This window comes from Mycobacterium gordonae, assembly GCF_001417955.2.
Taxonomy (GTDB): Bacteria; Actinomycetota; Actinomycetes; order Mycobacteriales; family Mycobacteriaceae; genus Mycobacterium; species Mycobacterium gordonae_B.
The window spans coordinates 1-22,351 of the sequence record NZ_LKTM01000351.1; the positions used below are offsets into that span (position 1 = coordinate 1).

Here is a 22,351-nt window from a genome sequence, read left to right on the forward strand (position 1 = left end):
TACCAACGGTCACAACCGATTCCTGAGCACATGTCGGCGACGCTGGGCAGCACAGACGTTGAGTTCAGAGAATACGGGTTCGAGGCCTGGTACTGCCAGCCCGGCCACGAGGGCAGCCACGAGAAGGGCGGGGTTGAGGGCGAAGGCGGGCGTTTCCGCCGCAACCATTGCGTGCCGATGCCGGTGGTGGCCTCCATCGACGAACTCAACGCTGTGCTGGCCGCCGCTGATGAGGCCGATGACGCTCGCCGGGTCGGCAACCGGTCGACCAGCGTGGCCCAGGACTTCGCGGTGGAGAAAACCCTGCTGGGTCCGTTGCCCAGAGAGCCGTTCGATACCGCCCTGAGCCTGACCCCGCGGGTGGACCGCTACGCCCAGATCATGGTGCGCTGCAACCAGTACTCGGTGCCGGCCCGGTTCATCGGTCATCGGCTGCGGGTCAAGCTGTCGGCCTCCACGGTCACCGCCTATGACCGCAACCAGGTGGTGGCCCGCCACCAGCGGGCCATCGGTAAGGGCGCCAAAGTTCTTGACCTGGACCACTATCTGGAAATCCTGCTGCGCAAACCCGGCGCCCTGCCTGGAGCGACCGCGCTGGCCCAGGCCCGGGCGGCCAGGGTGTTCACTGCCACCCACGACCGGTTCTGGGCTGCGGCCCGCAGAGCCCACGGCGACGCCGCCGGGACCCGCGCCCTGGTCGAGGTGCTGCTGCTGCATCGCCGCTTGGACCACGCCGACGTACTGGTCGGGATCACCGCGGCCCTGGCCGTGGGTTCGGTCAACCCCGACGTCGTGGCCCTGGAAGCCCGCAAGGCCGCCGAGCACCGCGGCAGGACACCCAGCCCACACAACGATCAGGACACCGACGTGGTTGTCGATCTCATCCGGCGTCGCGCCGAGTTGCCCGCTGACACCCGGGCGCTGCCTTGCCTGGACAAATACGACGCCCTGCTCGGAAAGGAAAGCTCATGACCGCACGCCACGGCATGACCGAGTCGGCCGCGACCGCCGCCATCGACCAAGGCTGCCGCGTGCTGCGCCTGCCCACCATTCGTGAGCGCTTCGCCGAGATCGCCGCCACCGCCGAACGCGAACACCACACCTACCTGGGGTTCCTCGCTGAACTGGTCATCGCCGAATGCGACGACCGCGACCACCGCCGTGCCGAACGCCGCACCCGTGACGCCGGGTTTCCCCGCCCGAAACGGTTGGAGGACTTCTCTTTTGAAGCTAACCCCGCGATCAACCCGGCCCTCATCGGTCAACTCGCCAGCTGCCACTGGGTCAAGGCCGGCTACCCGCTCTGCCTGATCGGCGACTCCGGCACCGGCAAGAGCCACCTGCTCATCGGCCTCGGCACCCGCGCCGCCGAATCCGGCTACCGCGTCCGCTACACCCTGGCCAGCAAGCTGGTCAACGAACTCGTTGAAGCCGCCGACGACAAACACCTCACCAAACTCATCACCCGCTACGGCCGCGTCGACCTGCTGCTCATCGATGAACTGGGATACCTGCAGCTCGACCGACGCGGCGCCGAGTTGCTGTTCCAGGTACTCACCGAGCGAGAGGAACGCTCCGCGATCGCGATCGCCTCCAACGAGCCCTTCTCGGCCTGGACCAAGACCTTCACCGACCCCCGACTCTGCGCAGCCATCGTCGACCGTCTCACCTTCGCCGGCCAGATCATCGAAACCGGCAGCCACTCCTACCGACTGGCCCACGCCCGAACCACCCAGCCCCCCAAACCAGCCGGAGCCAAATCGAGCCGTCCTAGTGGGGCCAAGTCAAGTTGACATTGCCAGTACGCCTTCGCCGCTGTATCGAGCAGGTGTCTCGATACCAGTAAAGAAAGTTCTCACATCGCAGGTCAGCGACGGTCAGGCTATTGGTCCGGCCTGCCGCTCGCGGCGTCTCGATGCGGCGAGCAGCGAGGGCAGCTGCGCCTCGTCGTGATGCCAGCGCTGTGGCCTGCGACTTAGTTCCGGCGCCGGTCGTGGGTGCATGCATGCGTGGCGGCGGACGGAGGGCGGAGCGCAGGGAGCGGCGCGGACGGGAGCGCCAGCGGACGGGAGCAGAGCGAGCGTAGCGAAGCCTGCTGGTGGCCGCCGGTTCCTGCGGGTCGCGGGTGTCCAGGATCTGCGCCATCAGCCGCGACGGGGCTGCGGCATGGTGCTGGGGCTCGTAGGCTGGCGGTTGTGAGCGTAGTTTTGGCGCAGCGTGCACGGCGCGAGGCCGAGGCGCGGCTGGCTGAGCAGCCGCGGCGGTTGGCGCATGTCCGGGGGGTCGCGACGACTGCCGAGCGGTTGAGCCGGCGTTTCGATGCTCAAACGGCGGACTGTCTGGTCGCGGCGGGGTGGTTGCACGATATCGGTTACGCACCGTCGGTGCGCCGGACCGGTTTTCATCCCCTTGATGGAGCGGAGTTCGTGCGATCGGCGGGTTTCGGGGAGCTGGTCGCTTCCTTGGTGGCCTTTCATACCGGAGCGCACGCGGAGGCTGCCGAGCGGGGCTTGTCGGGTTTGTCCGCGTTCAGCGATCCGCCCAGCAATGTCCTTGATGCGTTGACTTTTTGCGATCTGACGACTGGACCTGACGGGGCGCCGATATCACCGCGAGATCGACTACGCGACGTGTTGGCGCGTTATGGATCCGAGGACCCGGTGCACCGGGCGGTCGACGCGGGCCGCGACGAATTGTTGGCGGCGGTCCGGCGAGTACGCGACTGGCTGTAGCCCAGCGGTCAGCCGAGGTAGGGGCTGTCGCGGCGTTGCAGGTAGTGCTCGACGCGCAGTCGCATCGACGGATGCATATCCAGGCCAGCGATGTCGTCGGGGGCAGTCCAGGCGATGTCGGTGCTTTCGTGGTCGATGGCGAGGGTCCCGCCGAGCACCGTGGTGGCGAACAGTAGCGAGAATTGTTGGCGCACTTCGCCATCGGTGAACGCGACCACGTGGTGGGGGTTGGTGTAGACACCGACCAGACCCGTGACTTCGACGTCGAGCCCGGTTTCTTCTTTGACTTCCCGCACGGCGGTGTCGGCGATGGTTTCGCCGATGTCGTGTCCGCCGCCGGGTAACGCCCACAGGGTGTTGTCGCGGCGTTTGATCAGCAGAATACGACCTTGTTCGTCGGTGACGATGGCCGAGGCGGACGGAACGACACTGTTGGGCGCCGGGGCGTTGGGGTCATTGTAGTAGTCGGTGCGCATCGGGGGTCAGCCTTTCGCGGTCAGCGGTCTGGCGCGGTTCCAGACCTGGGTGAAAGCGTCTTCGAGGGTGGTCCAGAGCCTTGGCTCATGGTGACGTGACAGAACCAGCACAGGGTTGTTGCGCCCGGGTGAGCCGTAGATGTGGAAGTTGACAATCATGGCGTCATCGACCCGAAAGATCGACGTGTAGAGCGCGGTGTCGTGGGTGCGAATGTCCAGCCCCGGGGTACAAGCGTGAGGGGCGAGCAACTCCACCGACGTGCGGCAGCGGGCGATGACAGCCTCGCCGATCCCTTCCTCCTCACCGCGCAAGATCGTGGTCGCAGTGTCGGGATCCCCGACGAGAAACCGCACCGACACACCGCGGGCGGCGGCGGCGAGCAGGGTGTCGAGGAATCCGTCGAGGGTGTCGAACAGGAACGTGGCCGCGAGCACGAGGATGTCGATGCCGGTGGTGGCGTCGGCGAAATGCTGCTGCCACGTCGTGATCGGCAGCTGAGTACGGCTGGCATACAGGGTCGCGGTGAATGGCCCACCCGCAGACGCTGTTGTCACTGCACGGGGGGTAGCGGCCGGGTACTGCTTGGGCCACAGGTCATGCGGAGTGCAGTCGAGCACCTCGCTGGCGCTGCGGGCGTTGTGTTCGCGAATTCTGTAGTCGCTATCGGCCAGCCAGCGTCGCACCGACTTGATATCGACACCCACCGCGGTGGCGAACCGCTGCGAGGACAGACCTTTGGCCTGTAGCCGCTGCGCGAGGCGATCGTTGGGAGTGATGGCGGCCTCGGTGCCGTCCTGCTCGTCCATCGTGTCAGCGCACATCTTCCCGTGTCGTCCGTATCCATCCTTCAGCGCGTGGTGTCTAGTTTGCCATGCGATTGCCGCCACCCTGCGGCGATAGTGTCGGTGTGATGTCCGTGGGTATGTCCGGCCGTGTCCGAAATGCCCGTGGATGTGTCGGAAATGTCGGCACATGTCTCTCGCAACGTCCGTGATGTCCACGTGAACTGAATCCAGCGCCGGACCGGCGTCAACATCTCACGAAAGGACTAGTAGGACAATGCGTTTGAGAATCGATACGTCTGGAACTCGTTTTATCGTCACCCGCGCTCCGGAGCCACGGCTGAACTTCGAAACCGGCGCCCCGAAAGTCGACACCGCCACCGGGATGCCGATGTACGCCACCCAGGTCCTCGCGCTGGATGACTCCGGCGGCGAAGTACTCAATGTCACCGTGGCAGGAGACCCCAAAGTTACAGTCACGCAGTCTATTTCGGTGGTTGGTCTGGTGGCCATCCCGTGGGCCCAAGGTGATCGCAGCGGGGTGGCGTTCCGCGCTGATGCCCTCACCCCCGCCACCGCCAGTGGTGCTGCGCCGAGTGAGCAGACACGCCCGCAGAAGTAACCCCAAGCGGGTGTGGGGTGCGGTGAACCGATCACCGCACCCCGCCACCCCGGGCATTGCTGTTGACCACACGCTCACGGAGGGCATCTCTCATGACATCGAACAATAAGAACACCACCAACAGTGGATCAGGCGATGACGACTGGTTCGGAGAACTGGTCATGTCGCTGTTCACCGCAGCCGGGTATGTGCTCTGGTGGGCGGTGCTGTTCCCGGCGATCAACGTGCCCATCATCGCCAGCCTCGTGCTTGCCATCAGCCACGGCCCACGCGTGGGCCTGATCTGCGCGATCGTGTGCAGTGCCGGGTATGCGGGCTGGGCCTGGCTCCAACCGGGGTCATTTCGCGCCTGGGTGACCGAACCGGTACGGCGGCGCTGGCTCACGTGGTCGCGCTACACCCGCACCTGGGAATCGACCTGCACCTTGCACGGCCTGACGGCCACACTCGGCGGCCGCACCCTCACTCCCACCCTGCGCACGGTGACAATCGGTAAAACCACCGATGTGCTGGCGGTGCGCATCGTCACCGGCCAGTCCGTGGCAGATTGGCATAAACAGTCCGACGCGCTGGCCGCCGCGTGGCGCGCCGACCGCATCAGCATCACCGCCACCTCGCCTGGCGAACTGCGCATCACTTTAATGCGGGCAGACGTGCTCGCTGAACCGATCGTCCTGCCCATGCCCGCCCCGGCAACCCCGGTGGACCTGGCGCTGGTGCGGGTCGGGATCACCGAAACGCGGCATTGGTGGCAAGTGCCGCTGCTCGGTCACCATGTGCTGATCGCCGGGGCAACCGGCGCAGGTAAAGGCTCAGTGCTGTGGTCGTTGATCGCCGGCATCGCCCCCGCGGTGAAGACCGGACTGGTGCGGTTATGTGTCATCGACCCCAAAGGTGGCATGGAACTCGGTGCCGGAGCACCCCTGTTCACCGTGTTCACCCACGACGCCACCGACACCACCCTGGAGCTGCTACGCCAGCTCGTCACGGTGATGCACGCCCGGGCGAATCGTCTGCGCGGCCACACCCGACTACACACTCCCACGACGTCGGAGCCGTTGTTCGTGGTAGTGATCGATGAAATCGCAGCACTGAGTGCGTATGTGACCGACCGCAAGGTCCGCACCGAAATCGAACAACTCCTGGGCCTCCTGCTCTCGCAAGGCCGCGCAGTCGGCATCAGCGTCGTCGCCGCGGTGCAAGACCCCGCCAAAGACACCCTGCCGTTAAGGCAGCTGTTCACGGTGCGGATCGGGTTGCGCCTGACTGAAGCCACCCAAACCACTATGGTCCTGGGACAGGGAGCACGCGATGCCGGCGCCGAATGTGACCGCATCCCCGACGCGACACCGGGTGTTGGCTACATGATGGTTGACGGCACCGCCTACGCCCAGCGGGTGCGGGCCTTCCACGTCACCGACCACGACATCACCGCGCTGGCCACTCGGTTCCGCCGACCCCCGAGCCGACCGAACAAGACCCACCATCCACACAACACCGATACCGGGCACACCGTGGGTGAGGGCAGCGGTGAATAGCTCCATGACATCGGCGCAGCTTGCCCTGCCGGGTGTTCCGGATACAGTTGATACCACCCGAGTGGTCGAGCAGATGGTGCGCCGGGCCGCGTCGATGGGATACCAATCCTGGTGGCGACGAGCAGAATCCGTCGGATTCTGCGCTCACCCCATCCAGCTGATCGGTACCGATGAGTACGGGCGTCAGCGGGTGGTGTGGACGCGGTGCAACAACCGTCGCGCCCACATTTGCCCGTCGTGTTCAGATCTCTACGCCCGCGACACCTGGCAACTCGTGCACGCCGGCGCTGCGGGAGGCCACCACGGCATGCCCACCGCGGTGGGCGATCATCCGCAAGTTTTCCTCACCCTGACTGCCCCCAGCTTCGGGGCCGTCCACACCGCCACGACGTCGGGGGACAAGAAAGCGCAGGTATGCCGAGACCAGCACCGGATCGGCGGCTACCGCCGCTGCCCGCATGGAAAACAATTGTGGTGCAGCATGTCCCATGATCATGGCGACGAGCGGGTCGGTCAGCCGCTCTGTCCGGAGTGCTACGACTATGCCGGGCATGTCCTGTTCGCCTGGCATCTTCCCGAACTGTGGCGACGCTTCACCATCACCATGCGGCGCACCCTCCGCAAAGAACTGAAAGCCACCGGTGTGGATCCGGATGCGGTGCGGGTGAGCTTCATCAAAATCGTCGAACTGCAAGCCCGCGCCATCCCACACATCCACGCCCTGATCCGCCTGGACCCCCAAGACGACCCCGATCAGACCGATTGGGAATCACCCATCGGTGCAGTCGAACTCGCCACCATCATCCAACACGCCGCCCGCACCGTCACGCTCACCATCGACGATCCGACCGCTGATACCGATGCGCGGACGATGCGTTTCGGCACACAGATCGACACCCAACCCCTCGCCGCATCCGCAAAACCAGTGAAAAGTGCTCCACCAGAACCAGAACCAGAACCAGGGTCAGGCTCAGGACGGTCCATGTCTGGCCGGCTGGTGGCACGCTATCTCGCCAAGTATGTCACCAAATCCTTGGTAGACCTCGGAATCAGCGCGCGCCGCCTATCTACGGAAGCCATACCCGACCTGGACGTGTCAGAGCATGTGCGGACCATCCTGACCACCATCAGCGATCTCGCGGACAAAGGACTGTCCGGCATCGGGCGGTGGTTGCACACCCTCGGATTCCGCGGCCACATCACCAGCAAATCCCGCCGTTATTCCACTACCATGACCGTGCTGCGCGAACAGCGCGCCATTTGGACGCGTGAAGAACGCTTGAAAAGCACTGCATACCAATACGATCCCAACTGTGACTTCGCCGGTCGCGATGATCTGGTGGCGTGGGAGTTCGAACGTGCCGGCCTCGGCAGCCTCGGCGATCGCAGTCTCGTCTATTCCGCGGCCCTCCAACGCATCCACTCCCGCCTCATCGGACTGGTAGAAGCACGTCGCCAAGCCCACAACGAACAATGGGATCCGCTAGGGGCAAGCGATGGCTGAAAGATGCCCGACTACGACACATGCTCGCTCCGAGTGTGACGTTCGAGTCGATGCTCCGAACATGTCAGAGGGAGGTGTTGAAATTGACCTGCCGAACCGGTATCGGCTCCCGCGCGAGGCCAACCGCGCGCTGGTAAACGTCATACTGGCTATGCGGGACCGGACGCCTAGATCAGGGAGGGGAGTGGCATGAGCCTCAGGTTCGCCTTCTATGGCCGAGTGAGTACCGAGGACGCCCAAGATCCGGAGGCGAGCCGCAGCTGGCAGAAACGTCGTGCCATCGATCTGATCAGTCCGCATGGCGGCGTCCTCGCCGCCGACTACTTCGATATAGGCCAGAGCCGGTCGCTTCCCTGGAAACGCAGGCCGGAGGCTTCACGTCTGCTCGCAGATGTCACTTCTCGTGGCCGTGGCTTCGATGCCGTCGTGATCGGGGAACCTGCTCGCGCGTTCTACGGACCGCAATTTGCGCTCACCTTCCCGGTGCTCACGCACTACGGGGTCGGCCTATGGGTGCCTGAAGTTGGCGGAGCGGTTGATCCCGGATCCGAGGCACACGACCTCGTGATGACGCTCTTTGGCGGAATGAGCAAGGGAGAACGTGCGCGAATCCAGATGCGCGTGCGTACCGCGATGTCGGCACTCGCGCAGGACACAACCAGATACCTCGGCGGTCGCCCACCGTACGGTTATCAACTCGTCGATGCCGGCCCGCACCCAAACCCCGCCAAGGCAAGTCTTGGGCAGCGTCTTCACCGCCTGGAGCCTGACCCCGAGACCGCCCCGACCGTCGAGCGGATCTATCGCATGTATGCCGATGGTGCTGGCTTGCGCTTCATCGCACAGCAGCTCACCGACGATGGAGTGCCATCACCGAGCCAATACGACCCGGCACGGAACCGGCATCGTGACCCACGTGGATGGTCCCATTCGGCGATCCGCGCCATTCTCGACAACCCTGCGTACCGCGGTATCCGTGTCTGGGGCAAGCAGGAGAAGTATGAGGTCCTTTTGAACCCCGATGATGTCGCCGCGGGATATGAGACTCGCATGCGGTGGCGCGATCGGGCCGACTGGATCGCACCCGATCGACGCACGCACGAAGAGCTGATCCCTGATGAGCTGGCGCAGGCTGTTCGTCTCCGGATGCAGGCGCGGCGTGGTCCCGGTCGCGTGTGCAGCAGAGAATCGACAGTGCCGTATGCGCTGCGTGGGCTGCTGTTCTGCGCCGCATGTGGACGGCGAATGCAGGGCGCCGCCCGGCCGGGGAAGCAAACAACGCGGATCCTCTACCGTTGTGAGTTCGGCAAGTCACGTTCTGTACCTGTGGACCTGAGTGATCATCCGCGCACCGTCTATCTCCGCGAAGACGCAGTGACAGCGCGACTCGACGAATGGATCGCCACTCTGGCCGATCCAGAAGACCTCGCACGCGGGCAAGACGTGGACCCGGCGGCCGGACCTGGCTACGCCGCCTTGCAGCGCCAGCTGAGCGAGGCGAATGCCAAAGTGGCTGCCTTGATCACCGCCGTGGAGTCTGGCGTGGCCGTTGAGGATCTAACTGCTGCGTTGCGTCAACGTACCGCCGAGCGCGACGAGCTGAGGGCACGCGTTGAGCGAGTGGAGCGGCCCCGCGCCATGTGTGCCGCCGAGATCAGTGAGTTAGTTAAGGAGTTAGGCGGACTGTCGGTCATCCTCGGCGCGGCAACCGGAGCTGAGCGCGCCGAGGTGTACGCAAGCTTGGGCCTGCGTCTCGACTACGACCCGCATCTTCGGCGAGTCACGGCGACTGCCGACCTGAGTCGTGTCGCCGGATGTGTCCGAGGGGGGACTTGAACCCCCGCAGACCTCCCAGGTCAGGGGCGCGAATCCCCCTCTAGCAGCCGAAATGCATGACTGTGGTTCACGCGGGTTGTCCTAGTTTCAGAGGATTTTGTGTCCAAAGCGTGTCCAGGCCGCCACCGTCGACCAGGCGCTCGACGTCGCCGCGGACGTGCTCGACATGTGAGCGGGCCAGCGCCGCAACGGTGCGACATGTTACGTCGCTGCGCAGGTTTGTCGCGCTGTGGTTCTACCCTCGACCAAGGGGAGACCCAGACGGATCGGCACAGGGGGAACGTCATCAGCCCGAACGCGCGGCCGTGGTCCTACTGGACGCGGAACAAGTTGGAGATCTTGAGCGGCTATCTGCCGGCGTTCACGAAGGCGGTCAGCGGCAAGTCGCCTGAGTGCATCTATCTCGACCTGATGGCGGGCCAACCGAAGAACGTCGAGCGCTACACCGGCGCCGAGTTTGACGGTTCACCAGTCGTCGCGATGAGCGCGCAGCCGCCGTTCACCCGACTGCGCTTCGGTGAACTCAATCCGGCCCGCGCCCGCGCGCTGGACGCGCATCTGCGAGAGAAGTTCCCCGGCGATACCCGCTACGAGGTCGTGGAAGGCGACTGCAACGCCACGATCGACGGCGTCCTGGCCGGCCTCGCCGACGTCGCGTGGGCGCCGACGTTCGCGTTCGTCGACCAGCAAGCCGCCGAAGTGCACTGGGAGACCATCCGAAAACTCGCTGCGTTCCGCAGAGACCGCAGGCACGGCCGCAAAGCCGAAATCTGGATCCTGATGTCGCCCACGATGATTCTCAAAGGCGTGCGAGGCACGAACAAGGAGGCATTCCAGGAGCGGGTAGACCGCCTATACGGGGGCGGCGAGTGGCGCCAGATCCAGCGGGCGTTCGACCAGCGCAAGATCATCGCGAGCTGCTACCGCCAGCAGATGGTCAACCTGATGCGGTGGAAGTTGCAGCACGAACTCGGTTACTCCATAACGCACCGGATCCCGATGCAGATGCAGAACAAGCTGGAAATCTACGACATGGTGTTCGCCACGGACCATGACGTCGGCGACCGCATCATGCGATACCTGTACAACCAGGCCGCGCTCCGCGAGCCCGAGATGATGCGGCAGGCCAAGGAGGCCAAGTCGGGTCAGTTCTCACTATTCGAAGACGACCCCGGTTTCGACGATGCGAAGGCCGGCGAGCGGTTGTGGCGCCCGGAGCCGTGCTGGGATCCGACGGGCGCCGAGTGGTGGGGCTACGAGGACTACCTCGACGAGAACCGCTAGACCGCGGCCGGCATCTCGTCCCAACGCCGGCCGTCGAGTTCGCGTCCTTCGGCCTTCGGCGTCCGGCCACCCCATTGCTTGAAAAAGAACGCGACGCCGGAGTCCTGGCACACGTCCCGAATGCCGCGCACCCATTCCCCGTCAACAGGGCGATGATTCGCGCCGGACTCGCCGCCGGCGATCACCCAGTGAATGCCGTCTAGGTTTAGGCCGTCGAGCGGTCCGATCAGCGGCTCACACGACAAAAAGCGAACGGCGGCGGGTACGTCGCGCAGATGGTCGACCCGCGGCAGCGCGTCTGCGTTTTCGACGGACACACCCATCCACAGGTTGGCCGGCCAGTCGAGACTTTCGCCGAGCCGGCGCAGCCGCAAGCTGCGCTTGGTGAGCACCTGGTATGTGTGCTGCGGCGTATCGCGGCAGACGTCGAACACGTCGCGGATGAAGCTGACCGGCACGCGGGCGTGGAACAGGTCGGACATTGAGTTCACGAAGACGACACGCGACTGGCGCCACCGGCGCGGCTCGTCGAGTGCCTGCGGATGGATGGTCACGCCGAAGCCCGGTCCGGACGTGCGAGGGTCACCGTCGTTCTGGTACTTCGCGGAACCCATGGCCTTTAACCGTTTCGCCAACGTCATTGCGTAGCAGTGGTCGCAGCCGTCGGAAACACGATCGCAGCCGGTGACGGGGTTCCAGGTGGCCTCGGTCCATTCGATCGCCGATCGGTCAGCCATGCGTCACCCCTGAGCAGTTCATCGCCTGCAACGCTATTCGATCGCACACCGTATCGGCGACGTCCGACACCCACCCACGGTGAGCGCGGCGGCGCGTCTTCATTCGGGCCAGTCTTCCGCTGCGCGGCCCGCGCCACGGTAGCGCCGCATCGCCGGCCCGGTGTCGATCCGTACCCGCAGCATTCGCATGTACCCGCGCATCCACAGCTTCGGCAGCACCAGCGACTCTCCGCCGGCGTAAGGGTTCGGGTCGCCTGGTTCAGCCAGCGACCCGGAGTACAGCGCGTACATGTACTCGGCGCGCTTCGACGTCACCCGCCAAGCATGCAGCCGCGCCGGCCCAGTCCGTCGGACCCACGCCGACGGCGCGCAGCGATCACAGGAGGATCATTTCCCGGTCGCCCGACCCGCGCCGGTACGGTCGCGCCGGCCGGAAACACGTCACACCCCACAACGCCAGCGACGCCGAGATCAGCGCCGACGAACCCGGCGCCTTCCGATCCCAACCGAACGCCTGCCCAGACAACATCGGCCGCTGCTTCGCCGACAACACCCCGCGCGACAACTCCACCTGCCCACGATGCGCCAGCGCGCCATCGGCGACAGCATCGACGAACTGGCCCGCCGCGATCGCAACGTCGCGGTGCCCGACCAGCGTCGGCCGCACCCTGGCGCCCGTCCAGTCGAGTTCGGCCAGGGCGCCGCGCTCATCGACGACGACAGCGCGCACCCGCCCATTCAAGTGCGCTGCGACCCAACCGGGTAGCCACGTCACACCCGGCCCGGTTTGATACCACTCGACGTTCAGCCGGCCATCCCCGCGGCGCCCAGCAAGGCACACCGTCGCCTTATCCCTTGACGGGCCAGCGTCCACGCCGATCGCCAAATCCGTGACCGGCACCGAGTCGGGATCCCGTAGCGTCTCCCACACCGCAGGGTCGAACACCTGATCGCCGGCGCCGCGCGGCACCCACATGCTGAGTCGTTCAGCGCGGAACGTGTCCGGTGGCAGCACGGCGCGGTCGTCGATGATGGCCTGTATCGGAACCCGGCCCGTCGCCACGGCCGGATTCGTGCGGACCCACACCGCGTGGTCGTCTATGTCGTCGCCGTATTCAGCGCACCATTCCCACCAAGCGAGTCGCGGATTCAGGCCGTCGTGCGCCGAATGGCGCATCGCCGAGAACGCTTCGGAGTCGTGCATCGGACCCGGCGCGGTCCCGAAGAACAACGACTGCGCCCGCGGCCGGCTGTAGACCGTGGGTTGCAGCGCGCCGACTTCCGCGGCCGGCAAGTCTTCGGCCTCGTCGACGATCAGCCGGTCGATCGTCAGGCCGCGGCCAGCCGACGCCGAGCGTGTGGTGAACGCGATCCGCGCCCCGGTGTCCAGTTCGACGTACTCGGCACCGATCATCTGAGAATGCCGGCGCACCCGGCCCGCTAAATCCTCGTCAGATTGGATGACCTCCCACAGCCGGCGAAACGCGTCAGACGACGTCTTGACGGCGTGCGCCGTGTGCAGGATCTGTTCGTCGAGCTCGTAGAGCCCGAACAGTTCCAACGCCAACAGGATCTGACCCTTGCCCGACTGGCGGGCCACAACCACACCGGCCTGAGACACCGACCACGTACCACCGGACTCCCGCAGGACGCCGCGCACAATGTCGGCCTGCCAGCCGTCGAGCGGCACCCCATACGCGGCAGCAAGTTCGACGCAATCCCTGCCGGTCGCCTCGTTGCCGTCCGGCACCCGGCGGAACGTCGGCGCCGTCGCCGCGGCCGGCGCCGTCCTGGTCCTGGTGCTCATCGCGCAGCCCGCCGGCGCCGGCGCGCCGCTATCTCGTCCAGCTTCGACACACCCGCCGGCGGTGCCGTCTTCCCGAGCGCCGTGACCACGATCCGGTACTCACGCGACGCAGACACCACGTCACGCGGCGACGTGTCCGGGTCGTCGATGATGCCCGCCAACCGGTCGCGCAACGCTTCCAGACGGCCGCGATCAGTTCTCGGTTTCGGCCGCTTCTTTGCTGTGGTCACTTTGGGCTCCAGATGTTTACCTATGCCAGGGGGCGTCGCGGCGGAAGTGCTCGAAGGGGACCTCCCCCTGGGTCTGTTGTGGCTGCTCAGGGTGGGTCATCCGAGTGCTCCGCTGTTGCGGCCGACGGTGCCGTCGGGCTGGTTGGATCGGATCTCGTTGCACTGCTTGTGTGCTGGTCGCCCGTTGTCGTGGTGGTCGTCGCCGCCGTGACTGGTGGGCACAAGATGATCGACGACGAAGCACCATGGGTCGGGCCATGGCACGGACAGGTCTACGGGTTGGCCGCACAGCGCGCACGGTGCGCCGGCCTTGACTTGAAGCGCGACGCGGGCTCGTGCTCTGTCGCGGATGGCCTTGGATGCGAACGGCATGGGTCAGTCCTGCTCGTCGTCCTGGTCGTCGTCGTCGGCTGGTCCCCACGTCCGGCTGGTCACGAAGGTGCAGCCGGGTTGCGGGTTGTGGACGCCGCCGCATCGGTCGCAGTGCTCACCGTCGGGTGAGCAGTTCGGGTCGGTGCTCACTTTCTGCTCCTGCTCGTCGTGGTGGTGGTTTGCCTTGCGGTCGGCGCGCGCTTCGGTGTCGCGGTGCGCGACGCTGGGCGCTCCCGACGCCGACCGCAAGGTGCTCATGGCGCTCACCAGCTGGCGACGGGCGTCGTCGCGCTGCTCAGTTGCCGCGTTGTCGGGGGTGGTGGTCATGTGTGTTCCTCCTGTTGGTGTCGGTGTGGGGTGCTCGCGACCCGGCGCTGCATCAGGCCAGCCGGGAAGCAGTCCGGCGCGCAACGGGCCGCGAGCACGTCTTCGGGGGCGCTACGCGACGTCGAACTCGTCTAGGCCTCCGTCGACGCCGAGGTCGTCGGCCGGTAGCGCAGCAGCGACCCGCTCCTGAAATTCCTTGAGCGTTGGGAGTGCCAAGGCGTGCCCCAGGCAGGCGAGGGACCAGGCGTCGACGTGACGACCGGCGGACGGGACCTCGGCGTCGGTGAAGATCAACCAGCGGTAGTCGTCGGTGGCGACGCGGGCGGCGGACGCGAACGCCACGAACCCGGCCGTGGCGGCACCCCAGGCTTTGACGGCGCGCTGCGCGCCCTGCCACAGTTCGACTGCTTCGAGGCCTGCGGCGATGACCGCGCCCGCGTCGTCGAGGCGGTGGTTGGGGAGGCCTGCGGCCGCTGCGGCGAGGTTCGCGGAGTGCGGCTTGAGGGCTGCGGCCCACGCTGCGAGGACCTGGTTGGCGTGGGCGTTGAGAGCGTCGCGGCGGCGTTGCATGGCACGCTCGGTGGCTGCCTCCTGGACGCCGTGCCCCTGGAAGTTGGCGATCTGCCAGTCGAGTGCGTAGCGCCGGACGAGCGGGTCGTCGTGGTAGTCGTCGCCGCGTTCGATGGCGTCGAGGATCGCGGCGTTGAGGTCGCCGCGAGTGCCGAGCATGGTTTCGGTGGTGGTGGCGATCTGGTCGGCCTGGTCGAGTTTCACGACCAGGGCCGAGGGCAGTGCGACGTCGAGCGCCTTGGAGGCGTTGCGGACCTGTGTGGCGTGAAAGCGTGCGGAGATCTTCATGGCTAGGCCTTCCTGGGTTGGGTCGATCGGTTTGTGATGACGCGCAGGAACGCTGCGGCGCTTTCCTCGTCGGTGAGGGGCGCGTCGGGCGGATCGTCTGTGGTGTCGGTTCGGTCGTCTTTGGGTTCGGCGGTGCCGAACCGGCCGGCGATCGCCGCCATCCATTCGCGCCGGTTCGCAGATCCGGAGAGGGCTTTGAGGAACTGGCGTTCGACGTCGCCCTCCTCCGGCGGGGGTAGCTTCGCTGCCCGTTGGGTGAGTTCTTTGAGTTCGTCGTCGGTCAGTGAGGCGATGATTCGGGCTTGCTCTTGACGGTTCATTGCCCTCCTTCAAGGTGTTGGGCTAGGGCGATTTCGTCAACGACCCATCGGCCGCCGATCTTCTGACCGTCGAGTCGTTCGGCCAGCCGGCGGGCATGCCTGTCCGAGACGCCCAGGCGGGCCGCTACTTCGGGGACTGGCACGGTCGGTTGTTGCACTTCCACACTGTCGCTGATTGCGGGTAAGCGGACGTCCGAGTGACCGCAGACGGACATTGCGGCGTGAAACTCGCGGGCCAGTGCCTCATAGGTTTGATACGGAAGTCTCGACATTTTGCGGTGATTGGCGGCGATCAGGGCACAGTCCCGCGCCGCTTTCAGCGCCGGCCCGGTGAGCACGACGACGCCGCCGACGCACGTCAGACCTGTCTCGCTCACGGGTCTGGTCTGTCGCCGCAGTGGACACAAATGCCGCGCCTGCCCCGGATGGTGTGGCCGCAGTTCGCGGCGCGTTCGGCTTCGTCCAGGTCCTCGACCGCGTTCCGCCATTCGTCGTCGTCGAGGAATGGCGCGGTCATGTGCGCCGCCCGCCGGCGGTGCTCGGCGTCCCGGTACTCGACGGCACCCCGCCAGCCGTGATCACCAGGCCGGCGACCACGCCTGCTGGACGTCGAGCGGCCGGCAGGGCGTCGAGCCAGACCTCACAGGGGTTCCGGGCTGGGCAAGCCGCGCACAGCCGCAGAGCGGCGCTGCGGGCGTCGTCGAGTTCGGTCGTTGTGATCCGGCCGGTCATGTGGTGCTCGCCGACGGTCCGCTCGTACAGGTCGGCTTGGCCTTTGCACCGCGCACCGGGCAGCGCGGGTATGCCGGCGAGCACCGCGCGCATGGTCTCCCAGTTGCTCATGCGCGCAGCGCTTCCGCTGACACATGCCGGCGCACAAACCCAGCCCAGTCGGTTTCGGCCCGTACCCAGTTCTTCTCCATCAGGTGCGCGGTCCAGACCAGCAGTTGTTCGTGAGTGCTGGCGCGGCCGACGTCGAACTCGTAACCGGCGTCGTCGGGGTGCGGGTTGCACGCGCTGTGATGCGCACGCCACGGCGCACGATCAGGGAACGTGAGTAGCGCCGCGTTGCTGATGACTACTCCGAGTCCTCCTGGTGTGCGCTGGTTGGCTTCGACTTCAAGCCTCCAGATCGCAAGCGCTTCGCGGTGCCGGCGTAGGTCGGCGTTGGATATGCCGACGTGGCCGGTGCCGGGTCGGACCGGCTTGTTGCAGACGGCGCAGCTGTACGTGATCTTGGGGGCGTTGCTCATGGTCACTCCTGGGTGTCGTCGGGTTGGTGGATCGGTTCTGAGAACGAGCGGGTCGGGTGGGCCGGCGCGGCCTGGTGCTCGACGTCGGGCGGGCACGGTGGGCAGCGCCGGGTGCGGCCGGCGGACGCGTCAGCGATGCGCATGCGGGCGACGCACGGAATCGGGCGGGTCTCACCGTCGGGGCGCTTGCACCACCTGTGCGGCGGCGCTTGGCAGTTCGGGCATTCGCGGTCCATCGCCGCGTCGGCATAGATCTCGTCGAACACTTGCGACCTCACAGCGCGGGCACCTCACTCCACGCGCGCGCGGTCTGTGGGTCACCACGAAGTCCCCGATTGGCGTAACCCGGTACGCAGATTCGGTAGGGGTATTCGAGCGGTCGTGCACGCCAGTGCATGACCGGATGGAGTATCCCTAGGTACGTGGGTATTCCTATGTTGCACCTACGGGGGTGCACCTTAGGTGCACGGAAGCCGTGCGGCTTGCAGACCGAATTAGGTGCACAAAAAACCGTGCACCTCAGCACCTTTCGACCTGCACGGTAACCGTGCACCTCGGCGGCCTTCGTGGTGCACGGTTTCCGTGCACCAAGGCCGGCCGTCACGGCTGCGACTTCCGCTTGGATGGAAGCACGATCGGCTCCTTGACGATGACCAGTTCCTCATCGGTGAACCGGCGCCCGCCGGCACAGATCACGTAGGCGCACCGCTGCTTGACGTCTACTCCGTCGCGGATGAACCCGCGGCGCACAAGTCGGCCGTCGTCTTCGGCTCGTTGGATTGCGGCGCTGGCCCGCTCGCGGTTGCGCCCCCACCCGAGTTCTTCGGATATCTGAGATGCGGACGTCTCCCAGGCCGGTTGATCCGCCCGCGTGGTCCCGCGAGACAGCATCAGCAGGATCACGGCCAGGCCGTCCGAGCCGAGCGCCCGGTCGTGCGCGCCGAAGCGAATCAGTTCGTCGGCGACTACGGTGTAGCCCTTGCGTATCGGATCGCCGAACACCTGAATCGGGTAACGGTGGCCCATCGCATCACACCACCTCGCCACGACGCGGCGTGGACCGTCGGGGCGCTGGCGCCGCCTCGTTGCCCGCGGGCCGGCTCTGTCGCTCGCGCCTCATGGCAGCACTTCTGCGGGGGAGCGTGCTGCCGCGGTATCGGGCGGGGTGTAGGACGCACAGAAGGTGCAGGTATCGCCGCTGTCGACGGGCACGGTGCAATGCCGGCATTCGGCGGAGACCAGTTCCACGCGGGCTTGGTACGTGCGCGTGCCGCTACCGGCGGCGTTCGTCACGGTGATGGTGACGACGTTGCCGTTCGCCTGAGCGTTAGCGATCATGGCGCGTTCCTTGACCTCGGCTGCCACCACCATCGGGAACCACGGCGACGAGGCCAGGCGGGCAGTGATCTGCTGCGCTTCGGTGACGAACGGTGTCGGAGTCACGCTCCAACACCGGTCTGAGTGGTTGTGTTCGCGTCGAGGTAGGCGTTGACGTCCGACCAGCGGTACAGCACCCTCCGGGCGCCAACGCGGGTGAACTTCGGGCCGGTCCCGCGGTAACGGAGTTGGGCCAGCGCCTCTTCCGACATGTACAGGGCCGCGGCAACCTGCTTCGGAGTGGCGGTATCGGGGGGCAGTTCCGACATCAGGTCTCCTCAAGCCTCGGAATTACAAGCATGGGATTCAGTCTGCATATCGCAGCGTCCTGCTGTCAAGCCTTGTTAAATCGAGTACAGTTCTGTGCCGTGACTGGTACAGGCGACGCGGTGCCGCTGCGCAGCGTGATCGGCGAGAATGCACGGCGATTGCGCGGCGACGCCACGGCCGATGACGTCGCGAAGGCTGCACGTCGATACGGGCTGAACTGGGGGACCGGCCGGATATCCGACCTTGAGCACGGTCGGGTGTCGCCGACTCTTCCGACGTTGGCGGCGCTGGTCCTGGCGCTCAGTGACGTCCGGTGCGCGAAAGTGGCGCTTGGCGACCTCCTCGGCGATAGCGAAAACATATCTCTCACAACGGCTTTGAATGTCAGCAGCGATCAGCTTCGGCGCTTCCTCGCCGGTGGTGACATGTTCGAGTTCGCGCTGACCAGTCCGCGCGACACGATGGCGGAATTGCGCGACCGGTGGCCGGTCCGGCTGCACGGCGTAACGGCCGGCGCGCTCATGCGACTACTCGGAGACTTTGGGGAACCGGAGGAAAGGCTTGCGCGTGACCTCGGGTTGGACCGTGAACGGCTCGCTGCCGAGATGGCGGCGCTGTGGCGGGGGCGGTCGTTTCACGCGGAGCGGGACCGGCGTGCGGGTGCCGACGCGAACGCGCAGAAGAAGGGCCGCGTGGCCCGCGAACTCAAAGCCGAGCTGAGGGCGGTGCTTGATGGCGACGATTAAGCGTTATCCGACGGCCGCGGGCGAACGGTGGGAGGTTCGATACCGGCAGCCGAACGGTGCCACCAGCCGCAAGCGTGGATTCACGACGAAGCGCGACGCGTCGGCGTGGGCATCGAAGGTCGAGACGACGAAGGCCGAAGGTGCATATGTGTCGCCGGCGCGCGGCCGGGTGACGGTGGGCGATCTGTCGGTCGGATGGCTCGCACGGCAAGAGCAGACGCTCTCGCCGTCCTACTATCGGACCATCGCCTACGCCTACGGCAAACACATCGAAGCGAAGTGGGCCGGCGTCCCGGTCGGCAAGGTCGACACCCTGGACGTGAAGGCATGGGCCGCGGCCATGACCCGCGACGGGTCCAGCGCGACCGTCGTCAACCGCGCGGTCGGCATCCTGGCCGGCGTGCTCGACGACGCCGTTGAGCACCGGGCACTCGCGTTCAACCCGGCCCGCCGGTTCAAGCGCGGCGAGAAGCCGACGAAGGCGCCGAAGCGTCACGTCTACCTCACCGAGGCGGACGTGTGCCGGCTGGCCGAGGAGTCGGGCCGCTACGCCGATCTGGTGCTGACGCTGGCGTTCACCGGGTTGCGGTGGGGCGAAGCGATCGCGCTGACCGTCGCCGACGTCGAGTTTCTCAAACGGCGAATCTCAGTGCACCGCAACGCTGTTCAGGTAGGGCAAGACTTCGAGGTCGGGCAGACGAAGGGCAAGGAGAACCGGATGGTGCCGGTAGCGGCGTCGGTGCTGTCCCGCCTGGCGGTCCGGTGCGAGGATCGCGGCGTCGACGATCTGCTGTTTCCGGCGCGCAGCGGCGGCTACTTGAAGCGGCCGAGCTACGACACGACGGGATGGTTCAACAGGGCCGTCGAGCGTGCCGAAGTGCAGACCATCACGCCGCACGATCTGCGGCATACGTGCGCGAGTCTGGCCGTCAGTTCAGGCGCCAACGTGCTGGCGGTGTCGCGGATGCTCGGACACAAAGACCCGAGCGTCACGCTGCGCATCTACGCCGATCTGTTCGACAGCGACCTCGATGCGGTGGCCGTCAACCTGGACGCCCGAATATCAGGGAGTGTCCAAACTGTGTCCAAAGCGCCCGCCGACCGTCGCCGGCCGCGGCGCATAACCGCCGTCTAGCTGCGGCGATGCGTACTGCTGTGTTGTGTCCGAGGGGGGACTTGAACCCCCACGCCCATTAGTAGGGCACTAGCACCTCAAGCTAGCGCGTCTGCCATTCCGCCACTCGGACTCGACCAACCACATGAGTTGGCAGCTAAGGCTATCGGATCGATTCGCGTCGGCCCAATCGGCCTCGCGCGGGAACCGGCCGCTGCGCGTCACCGCCATCTCGCAGGCGTGGTAGGAAAGGTGACTGTGACCGGTGCGAGCGCGGCTGAACCCAACAACCCATTCAATCCGGCAGACGACGTGGCCGAAACCGTGAGCCGGCTGATCCGGTTCGATACCAGCAACACCGGCGAACTCGACACCACCAAGGGCGAGGCCGAGTGCGCGCAGTGGATCGCCGAGCAGCTCGCCGAAGTCGGTTACGAGACCGAGTACGTCGAGTCCGGGGCCCCCGGCCGGGGCAACGTCTTCGCCCGTCTCCCCGGCGCGGACCGTACCCGCGGCGCCCTGATGATCCACGGACACCTCGACGTGGTCCCGGCCGAACCCGCCGATTGGAGTGTGCACCCGTTCTCCGGCGCGATCGAGGACGGCTACGTGTGGGGCCGCGGCGCTGTCGACATGAAAGACATGGTCGGCATGACGCTGGTGCTGGCCCGGCATTTCAAGCGAGCCGGCATCGTGCCGCCGCGGGACCTGGTCTTCGCCTTCGTCGCCGACGAGGAACACGGCGGCAAGTACGGGGCGCAGTGGCTGGTCGACAACCGGCCGGATCTGTTCGACGGCGTCACCGAAGCGATCGGCGAGGTCGGCGGCTTCTCGCTGACGGTGCCGCGCCGCGACGGCGGAGAGCGGCGGCTGTACCTGATCGAGACCGCCGAGAAAGGCATCCAGTGGATGCGGCTGACCGCGCGCGGACGCGCGGGGCACGGCTCGATGGTGCACGACAACAATGCGGTCACCGCCGTTGCCGAGGCCGTGGCCCGGCTCGGCCGTCATCAGTTCCCGCTGGTGGTCACCGACACCGTCGCCCAGTTCCTGGCCGCCGTCAGCGGGGAGACCGGTCTGGCGTTCGACGTCGACTCACCGGACCTCGACGGGATGATCGACAAACTCGGCCCGATGGCGCGGATGCTCAAGGCCGTTCTGCACGACACCGCGAACCCGACGATGCTCAAGGCGGGCTACAAGGCCAACGTGGTCCCGGCCACGGCCGAAGCGGTGATCGACTGCCGCGTGCTCCCCGGCCGCCTGGCGGCCTTCGAAGCCGAGGTGGACGCGCTGCTCGGACCCGACGTCCAACGGGAATGGATCCGGAGCCTGAGCTCGTACGAGACCTCGTTCGACGGCGAGCTGGTGGACGCGATGAACGCCGCCGTACTGGCGCTGGACCCGGGTGCCCGTACCGTGCCCTACATGCTGTCCGGTGGCACCGACGCAAAATCGTTCATGCGCCTGGGAATTCGTTGCTTCGGCTTCAGCCCGCTGCGGCTGCCGCCGGACCTGGACTTCACATCGCTGTTCCATGGCGTCGACGAGCGGGTACCCATCGACGCGCTGAGGTTCGGCACCGAAGTGCTGGCGCACTTTCTCACTCACTGCTGATGACACGAGAGGACTGACCATGACAGTGCCCAACCCCTACGACGCGCTGCCCGACCTGCCGTCGTTCACCCTGACCTCGGAGTCGGTGACCGACGGACAGCCACTGTCCAACTCGCAGGTCAGCGGAATCATGGGCGCCGGGGGCGAGGACGTCAGCCCCCAGCTGAGCTGGTCGGGCTTCCCTGCCGAAACGCGCAGCTTCGCTGTCACCGTCTACGACCCCGATGCCCCGACGGCATCCGGATTCTGGCACTGGGCGGTGGCCAACCTGCCCGCCGACGTCACCGACCTGCCGGCCGGCGCCGGCGACGGCAGCGAGTTGCCCGGTGGTGCGCTCACCCTGGCCAACGACGCCGGGCAGCGCCGCTACATCGGGGCCGCACCGCCCCCGGGCCACGGTCCGCACCGTTACTACATCGCCGTGCATGCGGTCGATGTCGACAAGCTGGACCTGCCGGAGGACGCCACCCCCGCGTACCTGGGCTTCAACCTGTTTCAGCACGCGATCGCCAGGGCGGTCATCCACGCGACCTACGAGCAGACCTAAG

At 66.3% G+C, this 22,351-nt stretch carries 30 protein-coding genes and 1 tRNA gene; 12 read left to right on the forward strand and 19 right to left on the reverse strand.

What is annotated here, in order from left to right; all coding sequences use genetic code 11:
• The 3 genes from AO501_RS27090 to AO501_RS27100 form a co-directional block, all read left to right on the forward strand.
• The coding region (locus tag AO501_RS27090; protein WP_419775686.1) for a Mu transposase domain-containing protein at positions 1-972 on the forward strand (972 nt) is incomplete at its 5' end.
• A complete protein-coding gene (istB, locus tag AO501_RS27095; RefSeq protein WP_025239092.1) occupies positions 969-1,793 on the forward strand; it encodes an IS21-like element helper ATPase IstB in 825 nt (274 codons plus the stop codon). The genes AO501_RS27090 and istB, both read left to right, overlap by 4 nt.
• A 402-nt stretch (positions 1,794-2,195) precedes the next feature.
• On the forward strand, positions 2,196-2,732 hold the full coding sequence (locus AO501_RS27100) for an HD domain-containing protein (RefSeq protein WP_005110615.1): 537 nt from the start codon (positions 2,196-2,198) through the stop codon (positions 2,730-2,732).
• 8 nt (positions 2,733-2,740) lie between these two features.
• On the opposite strand, the gene AO501_RS27105 is transcribed toward AO501_RS27100, so the two are convergent.
• Both AO501_RS27105 and AO501_RS27110 read right to left on the reverse strand, forming a co-directional pair.
• On the reverse strand, positions 2,741-3,208 hold the full coding sequence (locus AO501_RS27105; RefSeq protein ID WP_005110618.1) for an NUDIX hydrolase: 468 nt from the start codon (positions 3,206-3,208) through the stop codon (positions 2,741-2,743).
• 6 nt (positions 3,209-3,214) lie between these two features.
• Positions 3,215-4,015 carry a hypothetical protein gene (locus AO501_RS27110; protein ID WP_011560562.1) on the reverse strand — a complete coding sequence of 267 codons (801 nt, stop codon included), beginning with the start codon at positions 4,013-4,015 and terminating at the stop codon, positions 3,215-3,217.
• 253 nt (positions 4,016-4,268) lie between these two features.
• Here AO501_RS27110 and AO501_RS27115 point away from each other — a divergent pair, with 253 nt between their 5' ends.
• The 5 genes from AO501_RS27115 (at position 4,269) to AO501_RS27135 (ending at position 10,775) form a co-directional block, all read left to right on the forward strand.
• Positions 4,269-4,613: a hypothetical protein gene (locus AO501_RS27115; protein WP_011560561.1), complete on the forward strand. Its 345-nt coding sequence runs from the start codon at positions 4,269-4,271 to the stop codon at positions 4,611-4,613.
• Between the two features lie 92 nt (positions 4,614-4,705).
• Positions 4,706-6,151 (forward strand): FtsK/SpoIIIE domain-containing protein, encoded by a 1,446-nt coding sequence (locus AO501_RS27120; protein WP_011560560.1) that lies wholly within the window; start codon positions 4,706-4,708, stop codon positions 6,149-6,151.
• A 4-nt stretch (positions 6,152-6,155) separates the two neighbouring features.
• The gene (locus tag AO501_RS27125; RefSeq protein WP_011560559.1) at positions 6,156-7,655 is read left to right on the forward strand and encodes a replication initiator; all 1,500 of its coding nucleotides are present in this window, start codon (positions 6,156-6,158) and stop codon (positions 7,653-7,655) included.
• A 189-nt stretch (positions 7,656-7,844) separates the two neighbouring features.
• Positions 7,845-9,491, forward strand: a complete 1,647-nt coding sequence (locus AO501_RS27130) for a recombinase family protein (protein WP_011560558.1) — start codon at positions 7,845-7,847, stop codon at positions 9,489-9,491.
• Positions 9,492-9,776: 285 nt separating this feature from the next.
• A complete protein-coding gene (locus AO501_RS27135; RefSeq protein WP_055580698.1) occupies positions 9,777-10,775 on the forward strand; it encodes a three-Cys-motif partner protein TcmP in 999 nt (332 codons plus the stop codon).
• Here AO501_RS27135 and AO501_RS27140 read toward each other — a convergent pair.
• The 16 genes from AO501_RS27140 to AO501_RS27210 all read right to left on the reverse strand — a co-directional run bounded on the left by AO501_RS27140 (position 10,772) and on the right by AO501_RS27210 (position 18,325).
• On the reverse strand, positions 10,772-11,512 hold the full coding sequence (locus tag AO501_RS27140; protein WP_055580677.1) for a DUF5131 family protein: 741 nt from the start codon (positions 11,510-11,512) through the stop codon (positions 10,772-10,774). The genes AO501_RS27135 and AO501_RS27140 overlap by 4 nt on opposite strands.
• A 99-nt stretch (positions 11,513-11,611) precedes the next feature.
• Positions 11,612-11,827, reverse strand: coding sequence for a ribosome modulation factor (locus AO501_RS27145; RefSeq protein ID WP_231752619.1), 216 nt, complete (start codon positions 11,825-11,827; stop codon positions 11,612-11,614).
• A 61-nt stretch (positions 11,828-11,888) separates the two neighbouring features.
• Positions 11,889-13,319, reverse strand: coding sequence for a hypothetical protein (locus AO501_RS27150; protein WP_055580679.1), 1,431 nt, complete (start codon positions 13,317-13,319; stop codon positions 11,889-11,891).
• Positions 13,316-13,549, reverse strand: a complete 234-nt coding sequence (locus AO501_RS27155) for a hypothetical protein (protein ID WP_231752620.1) — start codon at positions 13,547-13,549, stop codon at positions 13,316-13,318. Before AO501_RS27155 ends, AO501_RS27150 begins: the two co-directional genes overlap by 4 nt.
• Before the next feature lie 96 nt (positions 13,550-13,645).
• Positions 13,646-13,921 (reverse strand): HNH endonuclease, encoded by a 276-nt coding sequence (locus tag AO501_RS27160; RefSeq protein ID WP_055580680.1) that lies wholly within the window; start codon positions 13,919-13,921, stop codon positions 13,646-13,648.
• A gap of 3 nt (positions 13,922-13,924) precedes the next feature.
• Positions 13,925-14,248 (reverse strand): hypothetical protein, encoded by a 324-nt coding sequence (locus tag AO501_RS27165; RefSeq protein ID WP_055580681.1) that lies wholly within the window; start codon positions 14,246-14,248, stop codon positions 13,925-13,927.
• 111 nt (positions 14,249-14,359) lie between these two features.
• The gene (locus AO501_RS27170; RefSeq protein ID WP_055580682.1) at positions 14,360-15,106 is read right to left on the reverse strand and encodes a hypothetical protein; all 747 of its coding nucleotides are present in this window, start codon (positions 15,104-15,106) and stop codon (positions 14,360-14,362) included.
• Positions 15,107-15,108: 2 nt separating this feature from the next.
• On the reverse strand, positions 15,109-15,426 hold the full coding sequence (locus AO501_RS38460) for a hypothetical protein (protein WP_055580683.1): 318 nt from the start codon (positions 15,424-15,426) through the stop codon (positions 15,109-15,111).
• Positions 15,423-15,803, reverse strand: a complete 381-nt coding sequence (locus tag AO501_RS27180; protein ID WP_055580684.1) for a helix-turn-helix domain-containing protein — start codon at positions 15,801-15,803, stop codon at positions 15,423-15,425. Before AO501_RS27180 ends, AO501_RS38460 begins: the two co-directional genes overlap by 4 nt.
• Positions 15,800-15,943 carry a hypothetical protein gene (locus AO501_RS37450; RefSeq protein WP_156452806.1) on the reverse strand — a complete coding sequence of 48 codons (144 nt, stop codon included), beginning with the start codon at positions 15,941-15,943 and terminating at the stop codon, positions 15,800-15,802. The genes AO501_RS27180 and AO501_RS37450 overlap by 4 nt, the downstream gene beginning before the upstream one ends.
• Positions 15,940-16,269, reverse strand: a complete 330-nt coding sequence (locus AO501_RS27185; RefSeq protein ID WP_055580685.1) for a hypothetical protein — start codon at positions 16,267-16,269, stop codon at positions 15,940-15,942. The genes AO501_RS37450 and AO501_RS27185 overlap by 4 nt, the downstream gene beginning before the upstream one ends.
• Positions 16,266-16,679, reverse strand: a complete 414-nt coding sequence (locus AO501_RS27190; RefSeq protein WP_055580686.1) for a hypothetical protein — start codon at positions 16,677-16,679, stop codon at positions 16,266-16,268. The genes AO501_RS27185 and AO501_RS27190 overlap by 4 nt, the downstream gene beginning before the upstream one ends.
• A gap of 2 nt (positions 16,680-16,681) precedes the next feature.
• Positions 16,682-16,957, reverse strand: coding sequence for a hypothetical protein (locus AO501_RS27195; RefSeq protein WP_156452807.1), 276 nt, complete (start codon positions 16,955-16,957; stop codon positions 16,682-16,684).
• Positions 16,958-17,279: 322 nt separating this feature from the next.
• Entirely contained in the window at positions 17,280-17,705 is a 426-nt protein-coding gene (locus AO501_RS27200; RefSeq protein ID WP_055580688.1) for a hypothetical protein, read from the reverse strand.
• A 90-nt stretch (positions 17,706-17,795) separates the two neighbouring features.
• Complete coding sequence (locus tag AO501_RS27205) at positions 17,796-18,122, reverse strand: hypothetical protein (RefSeq protein WP_055580689.1); 327 nt, start codon at positions 18,120-18,122, stop codon at positions 17,796-17,798.
• Positions 18,119-18,325, reverse strand: a complete 207-nt coding sequence (locus AO501_RS27210) for a helix-turn-helix transcriptional regulator (RefSeq protein ID WP_055580690.1) — start codon at positions 18,323-18,325, stop codon at positions 18,119-18,121. The genes AO501_RS27205 and AO501_RS27210 overlap by 4 nt, the downstream gene beginning before the upstream one ends.
• Positions 18,326-18,355: 30 nt before the next feature.
• Here AO501_RS27210 and AO501_RS27215 point away from each other — a divergent pair, with 30 nt between their 5' ends.
• Together AO501_RS27215 and AO501_RS27220 are read left to right on the forward strand one after the other, a co-directional pair.
• Positions 18,356-19,072, forward strand: coding sequence for a hypothetical protein (locus tag AO501_RS27215; protein ID WP_156452808.1), 717 nt, complete (start codon positions 18,356-18,358; stop codon positions 19,070-19,072).
• A complete protein-coding gene (locus tag AO501_RS27220; protein ID WP_055580692.1) occupies positions 19,059-20,207 on the forward strand; it encodes a site-specific integrase in 1,149 nt (382 codons plus the stop codon). Before AO501_RS27215 ends, AO501_RS27220 begins: the two co-directional genes overlap by 14 nt.
• Positions 20,208-20,233: 26 nt before the next feature.
• Here the strand turns inward: AO501_RS27220 and AO501_RS27225 are convergent.
• Positions 20,234-20,319, reverse strand: a tRNA-Leu gene (locus tag AO501_RS27225).
• 125 nt (positions 20,320-20,444) lie between these two features.
• Here AO501_RS27225 and AO501_RS27230 point away from each other — a divergent pair.
• Positions 20,445-21,803 (forward strand): M20/M25/M40 family metallo-hydrolase, encoded by a 1,359-nt coding sequence (locus AO501_RS27230; protein ID WP_197419958.1) that lies wholly within the window; start codon positions 20,445-20,447, stop codon positions 21,801-21,803.
• A gap of 19 nt (positions 21,804-21,822) precedes the next feature.
• Complete coding sequence (locus AO501_RS27235; RefSeq protein WP_055580693.1) at positions 21,823-22,350, forward strand: YbhB/YbcL family Raf kinase inhibitor-like protein; 528 nt, start codon at positions 21,823-21,825, stop codon at positions 22,348-22,350.
• The last annotated feature ends 1 nt before the right edge of the window (position 22,351 follow it).

What these genes read in the sequence shown, in the direction of transcription:
- istB (WP_025239092.1), top strand. Translation starts at nt 969, where the DNA reads ATGACCGCACGCCACGGCATGACCGAGTCGGCCGCGACCGCCGCCATC.
- AO501_RS27105 (WP_005110618.1), bottom strand. Translation starts at nt 3,208, where the DNA reads ATGCGCACCGACTACTACAATGACCCCAACGCCCCGGCGCCCAACAGT.
- AO501_RS27110 (WP_011560562.1), bottom strand. Translation starts at nt 4,015, where the DNA reads ATGGACGAGCAGGACGGCACCGAGGCCGCCATCACTCCCAACGATCGC.
- AO501_RS27115 (WP_011560561.1), top strand. Translation starts at nt 4,269, where the DNA reads ATGCGTTTGAGAATCGATACGTCTGGAACTCGTTTTATCGTCACCCGC.
- AO501_RS27120 (WP_011560560.1), top strand. Translation starts at nt 4,706, where the DNA reads ATGACATCGAACAATAAGAACACCACCAACAGTGGATCAGGCGATGAC.
- AO501_RS27125 (WP_011560559.1), top strand. Translation starts at nt 6,156, where the DNA reads ATGACATCGGCGCAGCTTGCCCTGCCGGGTGTTCCGGATACAGTTGAT.
- AO501_RS27130 (WP_011560558.1), top strand. Translation starts at nt 7,845, where the DNA reads ATGAGCCTCAGGTTCGCCTTCTATGGCCGAGTGAGTACCGAGGACGCC.
- AO501_RS27140 (WP_055580677.1), bottom strand. Translation starts at nt 11,512, where the DNA reads ATGGCTGACCGATCGGCGATCGAATGGACCGAGGCCACCTGGAACCCC.
- AO501_RS27150 (WP_055580679.1), bottom strand. Translation starts at nt 13,319, where the DNA reads ATGAGCACCAGGACCAGGACGGCGCCGGCCGCGGCGACGGCGCCGACG.
- AO501_RS27160 (WP_055580680.1), bottom strand. Translation starts at nt 13,921, where the DNA reads ATGCCGTTCGCATCCAAGGCCATCCGCGACAGAGCACGAGCCCGCGTC.
- AO501_RS27165 (WP_055580681.1), bottom strand. Translation starts at nt 14,248, where the DNA reads ATGACCACCACCCCCGACAACGCGGCAACTGAGCAGCGCGACGACGCC.
- AO501_RS27170 (WP_055580682.1), bottom strand. Translation starts at nt 15,106, where the DNA reads ATGAAGATCTCCGCACGCTTTCACGCCACACAGGTCCGCAACGCCTCC.
- AO501_RS38460 (WP_055580683.1), bottom strand. Translation starts at nt 15,426, where the DNA reads ATGAACCGTCAAGAGCAAGCCCGAATCATCGCCTCACTGACCGACGAC.
- AO501_RS37450 (WP_156452806.1), bottom strand. Translation starts at nt 15,943, where the DNA reads ATGACCGCGCCATTCCTCGACGACGACGAATGGCGGAACGCGGTCGAG.
- AO501_RS27185 (WP_055580685.1), bottom strand. Translation starts at nt 16,269, where the DNA reads ATGAGCAACTGGGAGACCATGCGCGCGGTGCTCGCCGGCATACCCGCG.
- AO501_RS27190 (WP_055580686.1), bottom strand. Translation starts at nt 16,679, where the DNA reads ATGAGCAACGCCCCCAAGATCACGTACAGCTGCGCCGTCTGCAACAAG.
- AO501_RS27200 (WP_055580688.1), bottom strand. Translation starts at nt 17,705, where the DNA reads ATGGGCCACCGTTACCCGATTCAGGTGTTCGGCGATCCGATACGCAAG.
- AO501_RS27210 (WP_055580690.1), bottom strand. Translation starts at nt 18,325, where the DNA reads ATGTCGGAACTGCCCCCCGATACCGCCACTCCGAAGCAGGTTGCCGCG.
- AO501_RS27215 (WP_156452808.1), top strand. Translation starts at nt 18,356, where the DNA reads ATGGGATTCAGTCTGCATATCGCAGCGTCCTGCTGTCAAGCCTTGTTA.
- AO501_RS27220 (WP_055580692.1), top strand. Translation starts at nt 19,059, where the DNA reads ATGGCGACGATTAAGCGTTATCCGACGGCCGCGGGCGAACGGTGGGAG.
- AO501_RS27235 (WP_055580693.1), top strand. Translation starts at nt 21,823, where the DNA reads ATGACAGTGCCCAACCCCTACGACGCGCTGCCCGACCTGCCGTCGTTC.